At 72.5% G+C, this 16,838-nt stretch carries 13 protein-coding genes; 9 read left to right on the top strand and 4 right to left on the bottom strand.

Annotated elements, in window-relative coordinates; genetic code table 11:
* Nucleotides 1–8: 8 nt before the first annotated feature.
* From NUM_RS26770 to NUM_RS26740, 7 genes are all read left to right on the top strand, one after another.
* Nucleotides 9–929 (top strand): LysR family transcriptional regulator, encoded by a 921-nt coding sequence (locus tag NUM_RS26770; protein WP_207127702.1) that lies wholly within the window; start codon nt 9–11, stop codon nt 927–929.
* Between the two features lie 90 nt (nt 930–1,019).
* Nucleotides 1,020–2,024: a LacI family DNA-binding transcriptional regulator gene (locus NUM_RS26765; RefSeq protein ID WP_207127701.1), complete on the top strand. Its 1,005-nt coding sequence runs from the start codon at nt 1,020–1,022 to the stop codon at nt 2,022–2,024.
* 326 nt (nt 2,025–2,350) lie between these two features.
* Entirely contained in the window at nt 2,351–3,715 is a 1,365-nt protein-coding gene (locus NUM_RS26760; RefSeq protein WP_207127700.1) for an ABC transporter substrate-binding protein, read from the top strand.
* Nucleotides 3,716–3,812: 97 nt separating this feature from the next.
* Nucleotides 3,813–4,751, top strand: a complete 939-nt coding sequence (locus NUM_RS26755) for a carbohydrate ABC transporter permease (protein ID WP_207127699.1) — start codon at nt 3,813–3,815, stop codon at nt 4,749–4,751.
* Between the two features lie 10 nt (nt 4,752–4,761).
* Nucleotides 4,762–5,637 carry a carbohydrate ABC transporter permease gene (locus NUM_RS26750; RefSeq protein ID WP_207127698.1) on the top strand — a complete coding sequence of 292 codons (876 nt, stop codon included), beginning with the start codon at nt 4,762–4,764 and terminating at the stop codon, nt 5,635–5,637.
* A 70-nt stretch (nt 5,638–5,707) separates the two neighbouring features.
* The gene (locus NUM_RS26745; protein ID WP_207127697.1) at nt 5,708–7,327 is read left to right on the top strand and encodes a glycoside hydrolase family 13 protein; all 1,620 of its coding nucleotides are present in this window, start codon (nt 5,708–5,710) and stop codon (nt 7,325–7,327) included.
* Between the two features lie 125 nt (nt 7,328–7,452).
* Entirely contained in the window at nt 7,453–9,705 is a 2,253-nt protein-coding gene (locus NUM_RS26740; protein WP_207127696.1) for a discoidin domain-containing protein, read from the top strand.
* Nucleotides 9,706–9,768: 63 nt separating this feature from the next.
* On the opposite strand, the gene NUM_RS26735 is transcribed toward NUM_RS26740, so the two are convergent.
* Nucleotides 9,769–10,644 (bottom strand): NlpC/P60 family protein, encoded by an 876-nt coding sequence (locus NUM_RS26735; protein WP_207127695.1) that lies wholly within the window; start codon nt 10,642–10,644, stop codon nt 9,769–9,771.
* Nucleotides 10,645–10,772: 128 nt separating this feature from the next.
* Here NUM_RS26735 and NUM_RS26730 point away from each other — a divergent pair, with 128 nt between their 5' ends.
* A complete protein-coding gene (locus NUM_RS26730) occupies nt 10,773–13,169 on the top strand; it encodes an ATP-binding protein (protein ID WP_207127694.1) in 2,397 nt (798 codons plus the stop codon).
* Nucleotides 13,170–13,253: 84 nt separating this feature from the next.
* On the opposite strand, the gene NUM_RS26725 is transcribed toward NUM_RS26730, so the two are convergent.
* Nucleotides 13,254–14,069 carry an ABC transporter ATP-binding protein gene (locus tag NUM_RS26725; protein WP_225918872.1) on the bottom strand — a complete coding sequence of 272 codons (816 nt, stop codon included), beginning with the start codon at nt 14,067–14,069 and terminating at the stop codon, nt 13,254–13,256.
* 68 nt (nt 14,070–14,137) lie between these two features.
* On the bottom strand, nt 14,138–14,632 hold the full coding sequence (locus tag NUM_RS26720; RefSeq protein WP_207127693.1) for a DUF2306 domain-containing protein: 495 nt from the start codon (nt 14,630–14,632) through the stop codon (nt 14,138–14,140).
* A 94-nt stretch (nt 14,633–14,726) separates the two neighbouring features.
* On the opposite strand from NUM_RS26720, the gene NUM_RS26715 reads away from it, so the two are divergent.
* Nucleotides 14,727–15,353, top strand: coding sequence for a MerR family transcriptional regulator (locus NUM_RS26715; protein WP_207127692.1), 627 nt, complete (start codon nt 14,727–14,729; stop codon nt 15,351–15,353).
* 104 nt (nt 15,354–15,457) lie between these two features.
* Here NUM_RS26715 and NUM_RS26710 read toward each other — a convergent pair whose 3' ends face one another.
* Nucleotides 15,458–16,780: an MFS transporter gene (locus NUM_RS26710; protein ID WP_207127691.1), complete on the bottom strand. Its 1,323-nt coding sequence runs from the start codon at nt 16,778–16,780 to the stop codon at nt 15,458–15,460.
* Nucleotides 16,781–16,838 lie beyond the last annotated feature (58 nt).

The raw sequence follows: 16,838 nt of genomic DNA, 5'->3' as shown, positions 1-16,838 counted from the left end.
AGCCGTCGATGGAGCTGCGCCAGATCGAGTACTTCGTGGCCGTCGCCGAGGAGCGGCACTTCACCCGCGCCGCGGCCCGGATGCACGTCGCCCAGTCCGGCCTGTCCGCGTCGATCCGGGCACTGGAACGTGACCTCGGCGCCGCGCTGTTCGTCCGCTCGACCCGGCGGGTGGAGTTGACCGAGGCCGGCCGGGCGCTGCTCGCCGAGGCCCGCCGCACCCTGCACACCGTCACCGCGGCGCGCGAGGCGGTCGCGGCGGTACAGGGGCTGCTGCGCGGCAACCTCGCCGTGGGCACCATCCAGTGTCTCGGCGGCATCGACCTGCCCCGCGCCCTCGGCCGGTTCCGTACCGCCCACCCCGGGGTACGGATCGCGCTGCGCCAGGGCAGCTCACCCGAGCTGATCGACGAGGTACGCGGCGGCGCGCTGGACCTGGCGTTCGTCTCGTCACCGCCGGACGGCTCGGCGGCGGGGGTACGACTGACCCCGCTGGAGCAGCAGCCGATGGTCGTCGCCTGCGCGCCGGGCCACCCGCTCGCCACCGCCGGCGCCGTCGCGCTCGCCGAACTGGACACCGAGACGTACGTGGACTTCGCCCCCGGGTGGGTCACCCGGGACGTGACCGACCACGCGCTGCGGCTCGCCGGGCTGTCCCGGCGGGTGGCGCTCACCGTCAACGACGTGCACACGCTGCTCGACTTGGTCGCCCAGGGCCTCGGCGTGGCGCTGGTACCGGAGTCGTTCCGGCACAAGCAGACCAGCGCGCGGTTCGTCCCGGTCGCCGGTACCGCGCCGGTGTGGCGCACCGCGGTCGCCACCACCGCCGACCGCGACCCCAGCGCCGCCACCCGCGCCTTCCTCGCCGCCGAGCACCTCGCCCTCCCGGTCGACCGTGCCCTCCCGGTCGACCACGACGCGGTGCCGTGAGCGACCCGCGACGTCGGGATCGACGCGGCGGGGTGATCGGCACGACAGGCGAGTGCAAGTTCTTGCGTAAGTTGAGGTAGGGTTTTTGCCATGGTGCGGCGGTTGGCGGTGGTGGCGGAGAAGGTCGGCGTCAGCGAGGCGACGGTCAGTCGGGTGCTCAACGGCAAGCCCGGCGTCTCCCAGGCGACCCGCGACGCGGTGCTCACCGCCCTCGACGTCCTCGGGTACGAGCGGCCCACCCAGCTGCGCGGCGAACGGCTGCGACTGGTCGGCCTGGTGCTGCCCGAGCTGCAGAACCCGATCTTCCCGGCGTTCGCCGACGTGGTGGGCGACCTGCTCGCCCAGCGCGGGTTCACCCCCGTGCTGTGCACCCGCACCTCCGGCGGCGTCTCCGAGGCCGAGTACGTCGACCTGCTGCTCGGCCAGCAGGTCTCCGGCGTGCTGTTCGCCGGCGGGTCGTACGCGATGTCCGCCGGCCCGCACGACCACTACGCCCGGCTGATCGGCCGCAGCCTGCCCGCGGTACTGCTCAACGCCGCGGTCGACGACCTGCCGTTCCCGCGGGTGTCCACCGACGACGCGGTCGCCGCCGAGCAGGCGCTCACCCACCTCGTCTCGCTCGGCCACGAGCGCATCGGGCTGCTGCTCGCCCCGCCCGAGCACGTGCCGTCGCAGCGCAAGCAGGCCGCCTTCACCGCGCTGGCGACGCGGCTCGGGGTGGCCGACAGCGTGCGGGTCACGCACGGGATGTTCTCGCTGGAGTCGGGGCAGGCCGCGGCAGCCCGGCTGCTCGCCGACGGCGTCACCGGCCTGGTCTGCGCCTCCGACCTGCTCGCGCTCGGCGCCGTGCGGGCCGCCCGCCGCGCCGGCCGGGACGTGCCCGGCGACGTGTCGGTCATCGGGTACGACGACTCGGCGCTGATGACCTGCGTCGACCCGCCGCTGACCACCGTGCGGCAACCGATCGAGGCGCTCGGCCGGGCCGCGGTGGAGCTGCTGGTCAACCAGATCGACGGCAAGCACGTCGCCACCGACGAGCTGCTGTTCGAGCCGGAACTGGTGGTCCGCTCCTCCACCACCCGCCTGCGTCCCTGACTCCGCCTCATCCCCTCCGGTCACCCGCGCCGGTCCGACCGTGCACGGTGCCCGTCGGGCCGGCCGCTGGCATCCCGTCCCGCCCACCGACGGCGCTCGACACGGCCGGGACAGTCGATCATGTACGAGTGTCGATTCGTTTCTTGCGCGATTTCGTCTTTCTATTGCGTTGATCTGCTGGCCATGGTTAAGTACCGGCATCGTTCACCGCGGTTCGCGCGGGCGCTCGGAGCTGGTACCGCGCCCGTGCCCGACCGTGCGCCCGCCGGGGCCGCGACCATGCGCGGTACGGCGGCGGGCGACCAAGCCCGACGAAGGGTCTCTCGATGAACAGTCAGTTCCGCAGGGCGTTGGCGATGGCCCTGGCGGCCTGTGCGGGCGTCGCCGGTCTCGCCGGTTGCGGGTCCGCGGACCAGGGCGACAGCGCCGACGGGAAGGTCACCATCACCGTCGACTGCCAGCCGCCGAAGAGCGACAAGGCCGACCGCGACTCGTGGAACGCCGACGTCGCGGCGTTCCAGAAGCTGCATCCGAACATCACGATCAAGTCCGTCGACAAGTTCCCGTGCGAGGAGCCGGCGTCGTTCACCGCGCAGCTGCGCGGCGGCACCGAGGCGGACGTGTTCTACGCGTACGCCACCGACACCGACCAGGTCGTCAACTCCGGCCAGGTCACCGACATCACCCAGTACGTGAACGACAAGACCGTGCCGGGACTGTCCGACCTGGACAGGACCACGCTCGACGTCGGCCGCCGCGGCGGCAAGCTCTGGTCGCTGCCCCGGACGAACTACTCGATGGGCCTGGTGATCAACCGCAAGCTGTTCAAGCAGGCGGGACTGGACCCCGACCAGCCACCGACGACCTGGGCCGAGGTGGCGAAGGACGCCAAGCAGATCACCGACAAGGTGGGCCACGGGGTCGCCGGCTACGCCGACTACAGCGCCGGCAACAACGGCGGCTGGCACTTCACCGCCGAGATGTACGCGCAGGGCGGCCAGGTGGTCACCGCCGACGGCAAGAAGGCGGACTTCAACAACGCCAAGGGGCGCGCCGTCCTGTCCCGGCTGCACCGGATGCGCTACTCCGACGGCAGCATGGGCGCCAAGCAGAACCTCGCCTGGGCCGACCTGCTGAAGCTCGCCTCCGCGGGCAAGGTCGGGATGTACATCGGGGCGCCGGACACGATCAAGGCGATCCACGAGAACTTCAAGGGCGACTACGCCGACTTCGGCATGGGCCCGATGCCCGGCGAGACCGGCCCGGCGCCGGCCACCCTGGGCGGCGGCGACCAGTACTTCTTCAAGAAGACCGACACGCCCGCGCAGATCCGCGCCGGCATCGCCTGGGTCGTGTACCAGGAGCTGACGCCCGGCAAGGGACAGCTCGACTACGTGCGCGGCAAGCGGATCGGGCAGACCGTCGGCCAGCCGGAACCGCAGCTGTTCACCGGCGCCACCGAGCAGAAGGTCGAGAAGCTGCGGGCGGCCAACGCGACGATCCCCACCGACAACTACGCCGCGTTCCGCGACAACCCGGTGCCGTTCAAGGTCGAGCCGCCGAACGCGCAGGCCATCTACAAGGTCCTCGACACCGCGATGTCGGCGGTGCTGACCAACCCGCACGCCGACGTGACCGCGCTGCTCGACACCGCCGAGAAGCAGGTCAACCAGGTACTCGCGGCCGGCTGAGCGGTGGCTTCCGGTGCCGGGCAACCGATCCGGCACCGGGGGCCCAGCGGCACGGCGCGCCACCCACCGGTACCGGACACAGTGGAGGAAGGGCGAGATGACCGCCACCGCAGCCCCGCAACGCTCCCGGCGCAGCACCGGCGGCGGAGCCGGCCGGCGCACCCACCGGTACTCGCTGGGGGTGCAGCGCAACGTCACCGGCTGGGCGCTGCTCGCCGGCGGGGTGCTGTGCTTCGTGCTGTTCTCGTGGTACCCGATGATCCGCGAGTTCGTGCTCAGCGTGCAGCAGACGAAGTACGGCGAGACCAGCTTCGTCGGGCTGGCGAACTACCAGCGGGTGGTGCACGATCCGGCGTTCTGGCAGGCGTGGCGCAACACCGCCGAGTTCACCGGGCTGGCGCTGCTGTTCGGGTTCGCGCTGCCGTTCCTGATCGCCGTGGTGCTCAACGAGTTCCGGCACGCGCAGGGCTACCTGCGGGTGCTGGTGTACCTGCCGGTGATGCTGCCGCCGGCCAGCGCGCTGCTGCTGTTCAAGTACGCCTACGATCCCGGCGACGGGCTGTTCAACAGCATCCTGAGCACGTTCGGCCTGCCCACCTCGCAGTGGTTGCAGTCGACCACGATGGCGATGCCGTCGCTGGTGCTCGCGTCGACGTGGATGAACATGGGCGGCGCGGTGCTGATCTATCTCGCCGCGCTGCAGTCCATCCCCGGCGAGCTGTACGAGGCGGCCGAGATCGACGGCGCCCGGCTGCTGCGCCGGTTCTGGCACGTGACGATCCCGCAGTGCCGGCTGGTGCTGTCGCTGATGCTGATGCTGCAGGTGATCTCGACGATGCAGATGTTCATCGAGGCGTTCCTGCTGGCCAACGGCTCGGGCCCGGAGGGCGCCACCACCACCGTGGTGTACCTGATCTACCAGCACGCGTTCAACCTCGACGACCTCGGCGGCGCCTCGGCGCTCGGCGTGCTGTTGCTGCTGGTGCTGGCCGCGTTCGCCGCGGTGTACGTCCGACTCGACCGGCCGCGCGGATAGGAGCCCGGCGATGCAGACCCGTACCCTGATCTCGCCGACCCGGCTGAACCGCCCCGGCGCCAAGGCCGCGTACTGGATCGTGCTGGTCGCGGTGATCGTGACGTTCACGCTGGTGTTCGTCGGCCCGCTGTACTGGATGGTCACCGGCGGGTTGAAAACGGCGCAGGAGACCGCGCAGTCGCCGCCGACCTGGTGGCCGGCGCACCCCGACCCGGGCAACTACGCGACCGCGTGGAGCCAGCTGTCGCTCGGCCGGCTGCTCGCCAACACCGTGCTGTACGCCGCCGGCGCGCTCGCGTTCCAGCTGGTGTTCGACGTGGCCGCCGCGTACGCGCTGTCCAAGCTGCGGCCGGTGCTGGGCAACGTGGTGCTGGCCGCGATGATCGGCACGCTGATGATCCCGGCCACCGTGCTGATCGTCCCGCAGTACCTGACCGTGCTCGACCTTCCGGTGCTGCACGCCAACCTGCTGAACACGCCGTGGGCGATCTGGCTGCCGTCGGTCACCAACGCGTTCAACATCTTCCTGCTCAAGCGGTTCTTCGACGCGGTACCCGAGGAGCTGCTCGCCGCCGGCGCGATCGACGGCGCCGGGCCGATCCGGACGCTGTGGTCGATCGTGCTGCCGATCTCCCGGCCGATCCTCGGCGTGGTCAGCATCTTCGCGGTCACCAACGTGTGGAAGGACTTCCTCTGGCCGCTGCTGGCCGAGGCCGACCCGACCAGACAGCCGCTGAACGTCGGGATCTACTCGCTGTCCCAGAACGTGCCGCAGAACATCCTGATCGCCGCGCTCGCCATCGCCGCCGCGCCGACCGTCGTGGTGTTCCTGATCTTCCAGCGCAACATCATGTCGGGCCTTTCCGCCGGCAGCCTCAAGGGCTGACCGGCCCGCGCGCACGCGCCGCGGCAGGCCGCCGGATGCCCGAACCCGTTGTCCAGCAAGGAGAACCAACATGCCCTTCAGGTCCGACCGGTGGTGGCGGCACGCGGTGATCTACCAGGTGTACCCGCGCAGCTTCGCCGACGGCAACGGCGACGGGATCGGTGACCTCGCCGGCATCCGTACCCGGCTGCCCTACCTCGCCGAGCTCGGCGTCGACGCGCTGTGGTTCAGCCCGTGGTACCCGTCGCCGATGGCCGACGCCGGCTACGACATCGCCGACCACCGCGACATCGACCCGGTCTTCGGTACCCTCGCCGAGGCCGAGGCGCTGCTCGCCGAGGCGCACGAGGCCGGGCTGCGCAGCATCGTGGACGTGGTGCCGAACCACTGCTCGACCGCGCACCCCTGGTTCGTCGAGGCGGTGGCGGCCGGGCCGGGCTCGGCGGCGCGGGAGCTGTTCTGGTTCCGGCCCGGCCGCGGCGAGCACGGCGAGCTGCCCCCGAACGACTGGCAGTCCATCTTCGGCGGCCCGGCCTGGACCCGCACGACCAACCCGGACGGCACCGGCGGCGAGTGGTACCTGCACCTGTTCGCGCCCGAGCAGCCCGACTTCAACTGGGCCAACCCGAAGGTACGGGAGGAGTTCGAGCAGATCCTGCGGTTCTGGCTGGACCGCGGGGTGGACGGGATCCGGATCGACTCGGCGGCGCTGCTGTGCAAGGACCCCGAGCTGCCGGACTTCGCCGCCGGCGACCCTGACCCGTACACCGACCGGGACGAGCTGCACGAGATCTACCGGTCCTGGCGGGCGATCACCGACGAGTACGGCGACCGGGCGCTGATCGGCGAGATCTGGCTGCCGGACACCGAACGGTTCGCCCGCTACCTGCGGCGCGACGAGCTGCACCAGGCGTTCAACTTCGACTTCCTCGGCTGCCACTGGGACGCCGCCGCACTGCGCCGCTGCATCGACGACACGCTCGCCGCGCACCGGCCGGTCGACGCGCCGGCCACCTGGGTGCTGTCCAACCACGACGTCGTCCGGCACGTCACCCGGTACGGCCGGGCCGACACCTCGTTCGCGCTGGACCACCGGCAGCACCGGGCACCGACCGACCGGATGCTGGGTACCCGCCGAGCCCGCGCCGCGGCGCTGCTGTCGCTCGCGCTGCCCGGCGCCGCGTACGTCTACCAGGGCGACGAGCTGGGCCTGCCGGAGGTCGAGGAGCTGGCCGACGAGGTGCGCCAGGACCCGATGTTCCACCGTTCCGGCGGGGCCGACGTGGGCCGGGACGGCTGCCGGGTGCCGCTGCCGTGGGCCGGCCGGCAGGCGCCGTACGGCTTCTCCCCCGCCGGCTCCGACGCCACGCCGTGGCTGCCCCAGCCGGCGGACTGGGCGGCCCTGACCGCGCAGGCGCAGCGCGACGACCCGGACTCGATGCTGGCGCTGTACCGGCGGGCCCTCGCCATCCGGCGCGCCACCCCGGAGCTGCACGACGACCGGCTCGACTGGCTCGACGCGCCGCCCGGGGCGCTCACGTTCCGCCGCGGCGCCGGCTTCGGCTGCGTGGTCAACCTCGCCGCGGCCCCGGTACCGCTGCCCACGCACACCGCGGTCCTGCTGACCAGCGGCCCGCTGGCCGACGGGCTGCTGCCCCCCGACACCGCGGCCTGGCTGCGACTGCGCTGACGCGGCCAGGCCGCGGCGCCACCCGGCCGCGGCCGCGCGCGGCGCCGGGGCCGGATCCACAGTGGACGGAGGTGAGGCGACAACCAGTTCGCGAGAGACGTACGGACCAACCGAAAGGTCGTGCCATGTCAAGAATCTCGCCCCACCACCCCAGAACCGTCCTGCCCCGGCTGGGCACCGGCCTCGCCGCACTGGGACTCGCCGCGCTCGGGCTCGCCGTACCGGCCGGGCCCGTCGCCGCGCACCCGCAGCATCGTCCGCTGCGTGCCGCCGCGGACGCGCCGGCCGGGGTCGGCGCCGACGTCCCGTTCACCGAGTACGAGGCGGAGGCGGCGCACACGACCGGTACCGTCGTCGGCCCCGACCTCACCCAGGGCACCGTCGCCTCCGAGGCATCCGGGCGCGAGGCGGTGCAACTCGCCGCCGGCCAGTACGTGCAGTTCACCCTCACCGCCGCGGCGAACGCGGTGGACGTCAGCTACCACTTGGCCCGCGGCGCCGCCGGCACCCTGTCGGTGTACGTCGGGGACGGCAAGGTCGGCACGCTGTCGCTAGACGCGAAGTACACCTACCTGGACACCGGCAACATCGCCGGCAGCACGACGCACCACTTCTTCGACGACGCCCGGCTGCTGCTCGGCACCACGGCCGCGGCCGGCGACACGGTCCGGTTGCAGGTCGACGGCGGCGACGTGCCGGCCACCGTCGACGTCGCCGACTTCGAGGACGTGCCGGACCCGATCGCGCAGCCGGCCGGGTCGATCTCGGTGACCGACGCCCCGTACCACGCCGACCCGGCCGGCGCCGCCGACGCCACCGGCGCGATCGACCAGGCGCTGGCCGACGCCCGCAGCCAGGGCAGGTCGGTCTACCTGCCGAAGGGCACCTACCGCACCACCGGTCCGTTGCAGGCCAACGGACTCACCCTCACCGGCGCCGGCCCGTGGTATTCGGTGCTGCACGGCTCGCACCTGATCGACGCGTCGAACTCGTCCGGTGCCACGACGCTGTCGCACTTCGCCGCGATCGGCGAGATCACCACCCGCAGCGGCAGCTCGGCGAACAGCTTCGTCAACGGCAGCCTCGGCGCCGGCTCCGCCATCAGCGACGTGTGGATCCAGCACCAGGAGGTCGGCATCTGGCTGATGGGGCCGGGCAACAGCAACCTGACCATCGAGCACAACCGGATCCTGGACAACACCGCCGACGGCATCAACTTCAACGGCACGGTCACCGGCTCCACGGTGAGGGACAACTTCCTGCGCAACACCGGTGACGACGGCATCGCGCTCTGGTCGCTGTACGCGGCCGACGCGCACGACACGATCACCCACAACACGGTGATCCAACCCAACCTCGCCAACGGCATCGCCCTGTACGGCGGAACCGACCTGACGGTGTCGGACAACCTGGTCGCCGACACCAACGCGCTCGGCTCCGGCATCGCGGTGTCCAACCAGCAGTTCATCGCCGGGCAGGGGTTCTCGCCGCTTTCCGGCACGATCGCACTGGCCGGCAACTACCTGCTGCGCACCGGCGCGCTCAACCCCAACTGGCACCACCCGATGAGCGCGATCCGGTTCGACGCGTACGACTACCCGATCGACGCGGACGTGCGGCTGACCGACACGCGGATCGTGGACAGCCCGTACTCGGCGATCGAGGTGGTCGGCGGCGCCGGCGACGGCAAGCAGGTGACCGGGCTGACCGTGCGGGACACCACGGTCAGCAACGTCGGGACCGTCGTCCTGCAGGCCGAGACCGGCGGTTCCGGCACCTTCACCGGGGTCACCGCGACCGGCGTGGGCGTCGACGGCATCTACGACTGCCCGTACCCGGCGAGCGGGTCGACGTTCGCGATCACCGACGGCGGCGGCAACTCCGGCTGGGACACCACCTGGGGCGACTGCTCGACCTGGCCGCAGCCCGGCGACGACGGCGGCAACCCGCCGCCGGCCGACGGCAACCTCGCCGCCGGGCGGCCGGTGACCGCGAGCGGTCACCAGGACGTGTACGTGCCGGCCAACGCGGTCGACGGCGACGCGAACAGCTACTGGGAGTCGACCGACGACGCGTTCCCGCAGTGGCTGCAGGTCGACCTGGGCAGCGCCACCACCGTGTCCCGGATCGTACTGACGCTGCCACCGTCGGCGGCCTGGCAGGCGCGCACCGAGACGCTGTCGGTGACCGGGTCGACCGACGGCTCGTCGTTCCACGGCGTGGTCGGCGCGGCCGGCTACCGGTTCGATCCGGCGACCGGCAACCAGGTGACGATCCCGGTCGACCCGGCGAGCGTGCGCTTCCTGCGGTTGACGTTCACCGCGAACACCGGCTGGCCGGCCGGTCAGGTGTCCGAGTTCGAGGTGTACGCCGGCTGACCAACGTGGCCCCGGGTTCGCCCGCGAGGCGGACGAACCCGGGACCCACGTCGTACGACCCGGTCAGCCGCAGTGGCTCCACGCGCTGGTCCACGAGGAGCTCTGGTAGCTGCCGCCCCACTTGACGCAGGACGACGCCGCGTCCTTGCGCACCGGTCCGGCGTACGAGACGTAGCTGCCGGTGTCCGAGCCGGAGGTACCGCCCTGCACGGCGAGGTGGGCGCCCATCGACTTCGAGCCGTAGGCGTTGTGCGCCAACGTCACCACGCAGTTCTTCTTGGTCGAGCCGTTCCACGACAGGTAGATCGTCGCGTAGCCGAGGTCGTGCATCCCGATGTAGTAGTAGCCCGCGCCGCACACCGTGGTCGGCGCGTAGGTGTTGGGGTGGCCGGCCGTGTGGTCGTTGACGATCTTGTTGTACCGGTAGGCGCCGTAGCCGGTGTGCCCGCTGAGGCTCCACTTGTAGTGCAGCATGTCGTCGGTCGGGTTGGCCTCCTCGATCACCCAGAACGTGCCCGCGCTCTTGTCGATCCACTTCTCGAAGATCGCGGTGTGGTCGTTCGGGTCGTCCAGGATGTCACCGGCCATCAGGTTGCTCTTGGAGATCTTGGTACTGACGTCCGGCAGCGTCCACGTGGTCCGGCTGGAGCTCAGGTGCCAGGCCATCGAGACGAACCCGGAGCAGTCCTGCCGGTACGTCTTGCTGTGGCTCGGATCGGTGTGGTAGGAGGTCTGGCTGTACTGGACGTTCTTGTCCAGCCAGTCGCGGGCCCGCGCGATCACCTCCGAGCGGGTGATGCTCCCGCCGATCGACGACGCGTGCGCCGCGGTGGTGGCCAGCGGGGACACGACCGCGAAGAACGACGCGGCCAGCGTGCCGAGGACCGCCAGGATCAGCACCCGGGCGGTGAGGGTGCGAGGACGGGCTGATTCAGGCATGTCCACCATCTCCTCGGAATCGAGAGAACTGCCCGAACGGGGCTGGCACCCAGGCAATCAGCCTCATAAAGTCCGGTCTAGATCCTCGGATGAACCCGGACGGATCCGTACGAGGGCGGAGGTGGCGCGTGTCCAGCCCAGCCACGGCCCCGGCCGACCCCGCCCCGCAGCGCCGGCCGGCACCCGACAGCGCGGCCGCCGACGCCGGAGACGATCTCGACGCGGTCGCCGACGTCGCCACGCTGGCCCGGCAACTGCACCGGGCCAAGGTCGCCGCCGGAAACCCGTCGTACGCGCAGCTCGCGAAGCGCTGCGGGCTGCCCCGCTCGACGATCGCCGACGCGTTCAGCCCGCAGCGGGCGCACCCGCCCGCGCTGACGGTGCTGCGGCAGACCCTGCTGGCGCTGGGCGTCGACCCGGCCCGGTTGCCGTGCTGGGAGGCGGCCTGGCGCCGGGCGAGCACCGCCGAGCAGCCTCCGCCGGTACCGCCGGAGGTGGTCGAGCAGCAGCGGGTGGTGCCACGACAGCTGCCGGCCGACGTGCCCGGCTTCGTCGGCCGGCAGGACGCCCTCGCCGCGCTCGACGCGGTGTCGGCCGCACCGGACACCGCCCGGCTGGCGCTGGTCTGCGGCATGGGCGGCGTCGGCAAGACCGGGCTGGTCAGCCACTGGGCGCACCGTGCGGCGTCCCGCTTCCCGGACGGCCAGCTCTGGGTCAACCTGCACGGCTTCGACGGCAGCGACCCGGTGACGCCCGCGGCGGCCCTGGGCCAGCTGCTGCGCGGGCTGCTGCCGGCCGACGCACCGATCCCCGGCGGCGAACCGGAACGCGCCGCGCTGCTGCGCAGCCTGCTCGCCGAACGCCGGATCCTGCTGGTGCTGGACAACGCGCACTCCGCCGACTGCGTGCGGGTGCTGCTGCCCGGCGACCCGGCCTGCATGACCGTGGTCACCAGCCGCAACGCGTTGGCCGGGCTGGTCGCCCGGGACGGCGCGCGTCGCACCGTGCTGCGGCCGCTGGCGGCGGGCGAGGCCACGACGCTGCTCACCGGCGTACTCGGGGACCTGCCGGGCGACCAGCAGCCGGCGCTGATCCGGCTCGCCGCGCGCTGCGGCCGGCTGCCGCTGGCGATGCGGGTGGCCGCCGAGGTGGTCAGCGCCCAACCCGAGCTGCCGCTCACCGACCTGATCCGCGACCTCGAATCGCACGGCGCGCTCGCCTACCTGGACGCGACCGCGGACGCCGACACCTCGCTGCGGGCGGTGTTCGCCGCATCGTGCGCCCGGCTGCCGGCCGACGCCCGGGACGCGTTCCGGATGCTCGGCGGCTACCCGGGCCGCGACCTGGACCTGCCCACGATGGCGGCGCTGACCGGCGGATCGCCGACCCGGGCCCGGCAGCTGCTGAACGTACTGGCCCGCAGCCACCTGCTCGAACCGTCCGGCCTGAACCGGTACGCGATGCACGACCTGACCCGGGCGTACGCCGGGGAGCTCGCCGGCGACCGGCCGGGAGATCAGGACGCCGCGCTGGACCGGCTGCTCGACCACTACCTCGTCACCGCGGCGCAGGCGCGCCGGTCGGCGTTCCCGGACGACAGCCGCGAGGTGACGGTACCGGCGGCGGCTCCGCCGCGGTTCGCCACCGCCGCCGACGCGCTCGGCTGGTACGACGTCGAGCTGCCGAACATCTGCGCGGCGCTGCACCGGCCCGGCGCGGACACCCGGCGGGTGCTCGCCCTCGCCACGCTGCTGGACCAGTACCTGAGCCGGCAGGGGCACTGGTCCGAGGCGCTCGACGTGCACCGGCTCGCGCTCGATCGCGCCGAGGCGGCCGGCGACCCGCTCGGCGCGGCCCGGGCCCGGGCCCGGATCGGCCGCACCCTGTGCCAGCTCGGACACTACGACGAGGCGTACCGGCAGCTCAGCAGCGCCCGCGAGGTGCTGCCGGAGGCGGAACGCGCGGTGGAGGCGGCCACCAGCACGCTCGGGATCGCGGCCGGCAAGCTCGGCTCGTACACGGAGGCGGCGCAGCTGCACCGGCAACAGATCGACGAGCACACCCGCTGCTTCGGGCTCACCTCACCGCTGGGCCGGCACTGGGCGAACCTGAGCTTCGCGCTGGCCCGCCTCGGCGAGCTGGACCAGGCGGAGGCGGCGCTGCACCAGGCGCTGACCGTCTCGCGTGACACCCACGACCGGCGGGACGAGTGCTCGGTGTACGAGAACCTCGCCGTCGTGCACCTGCGCCGGCACGACTTCGCCGGCGCCGTGCGGTGGGCCGAACGCGCCGTGCGGATGTTCGAGTCGCTGCCCGGCTACCTCGACCTGGTCACCGCGCTGAACACGTACGGCGTGGCGCTGGCCGGCGTCGGCCGCCGGGACGAGGCGCTGGCCAACCACACCCGCGCGCTGCGACTGTGCGAACGCATCGGCGACCGCTTCGAGGCCCGGCGGGCCCGGGACGGCATCCGGGCTCTGCACGCCAGCGCGGCCCTCGAACGGTCCGGCACCGACGCGCAGTGACGATCCGTCGCCGCCGGGCCGGACCGGACGGCACCCACTGTCGGGCTGGCGCGGTGCGGCCGGCCGGCGAACCGGTACGGGCGGTCAGCAGGATGCCGGCTCGGCCCGCCGCCCCGCGCGGGCGGTCCAGCGGCCGTCGACCCGGTCGATCCGGACCGGGTGGTCGAAGCAGGCGCTGACGTGCTCGGTGCACAGCACCTCGGCCACCGGCCCGGCGGCGACCAGCCGCCCGGACCGGATCAGTACCGCATGGGTGGTGCTGGCCGGCAGCTCCTCGAGATGATGCGTGACCAGCACGGTGGCCAGCCAGGGGTCGGTGCGCCGCAACGCATCCAGGCTCTCCAGCAGCTGCTCGCGGGCCGCCAGGTCGAGGCCGGTCGCCGGCTCGTCGAGCAGCAGCAGCTTCGGCTCGGCGACCAGCGCCCGGGCGATCAGCGCCCGGCCCCGCTCGCCCTGCGACAGGGTCTGCCAGCGCGCGTCCACCCGGTGCGTGAGGCCGAGATCGTCGACCAGCCGGCGGGCCCGGGCGAGCTCCGCGGCGGCCGGCCGCCACCGCGGCACCGGCTCGACCGTGTTCGTCACCCCGGTCAGTACCACCTCCAGCAGCGACAGCGGGGTGCCGGGGCGGTGCCGGGGATCGACGTGCCCCAACTGGGTACGCAGCCAGCGCAGGTCGACGCGGCCCAGCAGCCGGCCGAGCACCTCGACGCTGCCCCGGGTCGGGTGCACCTGCGCGCCGAGCAGGCTGAGCATGGTGGACTTGCCGGCACCGTTGGCGCCGAGCAGCGCCCAGTGCTCGCCGGCCCGTACGGTCAGCGACACCGAGTCGAGCAGCAGGTTGCCGTTGCGGACCAGGTCCACCCCCGACATCCGCAGCACCGGCGCGTCCACCATCGTCATGCCCGGCAACGTACGCGTCGGGTACCCGCCGCGCCGCGTGCACCGCATCCGCTTCTCACCCCGTGATATCAGCGGGTGCTCACGCTCAGCCGGGGTACGGCCCGGCGACGCGGGCGGATCACGACGAGCACGGTGATCACCCACGCGGTCACCGCCACCGTGGTGCCGCCGGCGATGCCCCAGAGCAGAGCGGGATCGGAGACGGCGAGCTTCGGGATCTCGCGTCCCGGTACGAACGCGGCGAAGGCGCCCGCCACGACCGAGCCGAGCCAGCTGCCGACCATGTTGACGACGTGCGAGCGGACCCGCCCGCGCCGGATCTGGATCACGCCGAGCATCGTGGTGGCGAACGTGAAGATCGCCAGCGCGTGGAAGATCGTGAACCCGCCGGTGAGGGTGTAGATGAACATGCCCGAGACGCACACGGTCCACGCGCTCGCCACCCAGGACCGGCCGATCCACCGGTGGGCCCGGTCCTTGCGCCTGCGCACCAGCTGAACCGGCGGCAGCAGGATCATCCACGTCGCCGCCACCGCGTGCACCGTGACCACCGTGGAATTCATGACCATGAGGATAGTGCCGGTATCCTGTTTGGCGCCACGAGGATAGGCCGCCCGCCACCGGCTATCCATCTCCCACGGAAGGCACGTCGTCGTCATGAAGCTGAGCGCCCTGGCCGACCGGACCGGCGTACCCACGCCGACCATCAAGTTCTGGCTCCGCGAGGGCCTGGTCCCCCGCGCTCCGCTGAAGAACGAACGCACCGCCGTCTACGGGCCCGAACACGTCGAACGCGTCGTGCTGATCAAGGTCCTGCGCGACGAGTTCGACGCCCCGCTGTCGTCGATCCGCCAGCTGACCGGGGCGATCGACGCGGGCGAGCGGATGGACCTCGTGCTGGAACGGTGCCAGTCGATCGCCACGGCGGCCTGGCTGGCCGAGGCGCCGAGCGCCCCCGAGGCGCGGCACCACGCGTCCGTCGACGCCCTGTGCGAGCAGGTCGGCTGGCCGATCCTCCCGACTCTCGCCCGCGACCAGCTGGCAGTGACGCTCGGCTCCGTCGAGCGGCTCGGACTGCCCTTCACCGCCGAGTACCTGGTGCGGTGCGCCCGGGCGCTCGAAGCGGTCGCCGCCGCCGATCTGGACGCCGTCACCCGGGACGGGTCGGTCGACGTCATCGCGACGAGCACTCTGCTGAACGCGCGGGCACAGGTCGCCGTCCTGGTCGCGGTCAACCAGCTCGCGCACACCAGCGTCGCGCTGACCCGCCTCGCCCGACCATGACCGGGTTCAGCAAGGGCGCCGTCCACTCCAGCTTCGGCAGCACGCACGAGTTGTTCTTCGCGCGGGTGGCCTCGCTGCCCGCTCCTGGGACCGTGCCGGCCGGGCTACTCGGTGACGCGCTCGCCGCCTACCTCGTTCGGCCCCGTGCCGACGCCGGCTGAGGGCGCGGCGGCGGGCACGTCGAACCGTTCCGCGGCGGGCAGATCGCGCAGCCGGCGCACCGGCGACAGCACCAGGAACAGGCTGGCGGCGAGGATCGCGAGGCCGGCCACCAGCAGGGTTGTACGCAGCCCCAGCAGGGTGCCGAGCACCCCGCCGGCCAGCGCGCCGAGCGGCATCATGCCGTACGTCATCAGCTCCATCGTGGCGTTGACCCGGCCGAGCAGCCGGTCCGGACACAGCTGCTGGCGTGCGGTCACCGCCATCACGTGCCGGGTGATGATGGTGAACGCGGTGAGCCCGCCGGCGAGCACGTACCAGGCGAGGCCGAGCCCGGGGCCGGTCAGCGGGTACAGCAGGAAGCCGACGCCGTTGAGCACGGTGGACACCCACAGCGCGCGGGCGCTGCCCAGGCGGCGGGCGATCCGTCCGGTCAGTGCCGACGAGGCGAGCGCGCCGAGCAGCCCGACGGTGCCCAGCAACCCGATCACCCCGGGCGTCAGGTGCACCTCGCGGACCAGGAACACCATCATGATCGCCTGGTTCGCGGCCTGGAAGAACAGCACCGTGGCGGTGTTGCCGGCGATCGCGGCGAGGATCGGCTGGCGCCGGACGAACCGGATCCCCTCCCCGATCTCCCCCAGCAGCCGCGGCCGGGCCGGCCGGGCGGGCCGCGGTTCGCCGGTACGGATGGTGGCCAGCCACAGCGCCGACCACAGGTAGCTCACCGCGTCGACCGCGATCGCCACCGGTGCGGTGAACAGCTGCACCAGGTACCCGCCGCCGACCGAGCCGGCGACCGCGGCGACCGAGGTGTTGCTCGCCAGTCGCGAGTTGCCCTCGACCAGGTGTTCCCGGCCGATCAGCCGGGGCAGGTAGGTGGTGTGCGCGGTGTCGAAGAAAACGGTGCCGACGCCGGCGGCGAACGCCACGACGTACAGCTGGGGCAGGCCGAGCACGCCGAAAAGCGCCGCCACCGGGATCGAGCCGAGCAGCGCGAACCGGGCCAGGTCGGCCACGATCAGTACCGGCCGGCACCGCATCCGGTCGACCAGCGCTCCGGCGAACAGGCCGAGCAGCAGCGAGGCGGCCGTCTCCGCCGCGGACAGTGCCGCGGCCTGGAAGGTACTGGCGTCCAGGGTGATCACGGCCAGCAGCGGCAGCGCCATCATGCTCAGCCGGGTGCCGAGCTGGCTGGCCAGGTCGGCGGTCCACAGGTGGCGGAAGTCGTGCTCGCGGAGCAGCCCACCGCGTCGTTTCTCGGTCACCCGAGAGATCCTCGCGACGAAGTTGAGCGCACTCAACTCAACCTTGGATTCCGATGCC

The organism is Actinocatenispora comari, assembly GCF_017312725.1.
GTDB classification, from domain to species: Bacteria; Actinomycetota; Actinomycetes; order Mycobacteriales; family Micromonosporaceae; genus Actinocatenispora; species Actinocatenispora comari.
The sequence above is the reverse complement of the archived record's forward strand: the minus strand, read 5'-3'. Positions and strand labels throughout refer to the sequence as shown.

Coding starts and splice junctions, on each gene's coding strand:
- NUM_RS26735 (WP_207127695.1), bottom strand. CDS start 10,644: ATGCCTGAATCAGCCCGTCCTCGCACCCTCACCGCCCGGGTGCTGATC.
- NUM_RS26740 (WP_207127696.1), top strand. CDS start 7,453: ATGTCAAGAATCTCGCCCCACCACCCCAGAACCGTCCTGCCCCGGCTG.
- NUM_RS26760 (WP_207127700.1), top strand. CDS start 2,351: ATGAACAGTCAGTTCCGCAGGGCGTTGGCGATGGCCCTGGCGGCCTGT.
- NUM_RS26765 (WP_207127701.1), top strand. CDS start 1,020: ATGGTGCGGCGGTTGGCGGTGGTGGCGGAGAAGGTCGGCGTCAGCGAG.
- NUM_RS26745 (WP_207127697.1), top strand. CDS start 5,708: ATGCCCTTCAGGTCCGACCGGTGGTGGCGGCACGCGGTGATCTACCAG.
- NUM_RS26720 (WP_207127693.1), bottom strand. CDS start 14,632: ATGAATTCCACGGTGGTCACGGTGCACGCGGTGGCGGCGACGTGGATG.
- NUM_RS26750 (WP_207127698.1), top strand. CDS start 4,762: ATGCAGACCCGTACCCTGATCTCGCCGACCCGGCTGAACCGCCCCGGC.
- NUM_RS26755 (WP_207127699.1), top strand. CDS start 3,813: ATGACCGCCACCGCAGCCCCGCAACGCTCCCGGCGCAGCACCGGCGGC.
- NUM_RS26715 (WP_207127692.1), top strand. CDS start 14,727: ATGAAGCTGAGCGCCCTGGCCGACCGGACCGGCGTACCCACGCCGACC.
- NUM_RS26725 (WP_225918872.1), bottom strand. CDS start 14,069: ATGACGATGGTGGACGCGCCGGTGCTGCGGATGTCGGGGGTGGACCTG.
- NUM_RS26770 (WP_207127702.1), top strand. CDS start 9: ATGGAGCTGCGCCAGATCGAGTACTTCGTGGCCGTCGCCGAGGAGCGG.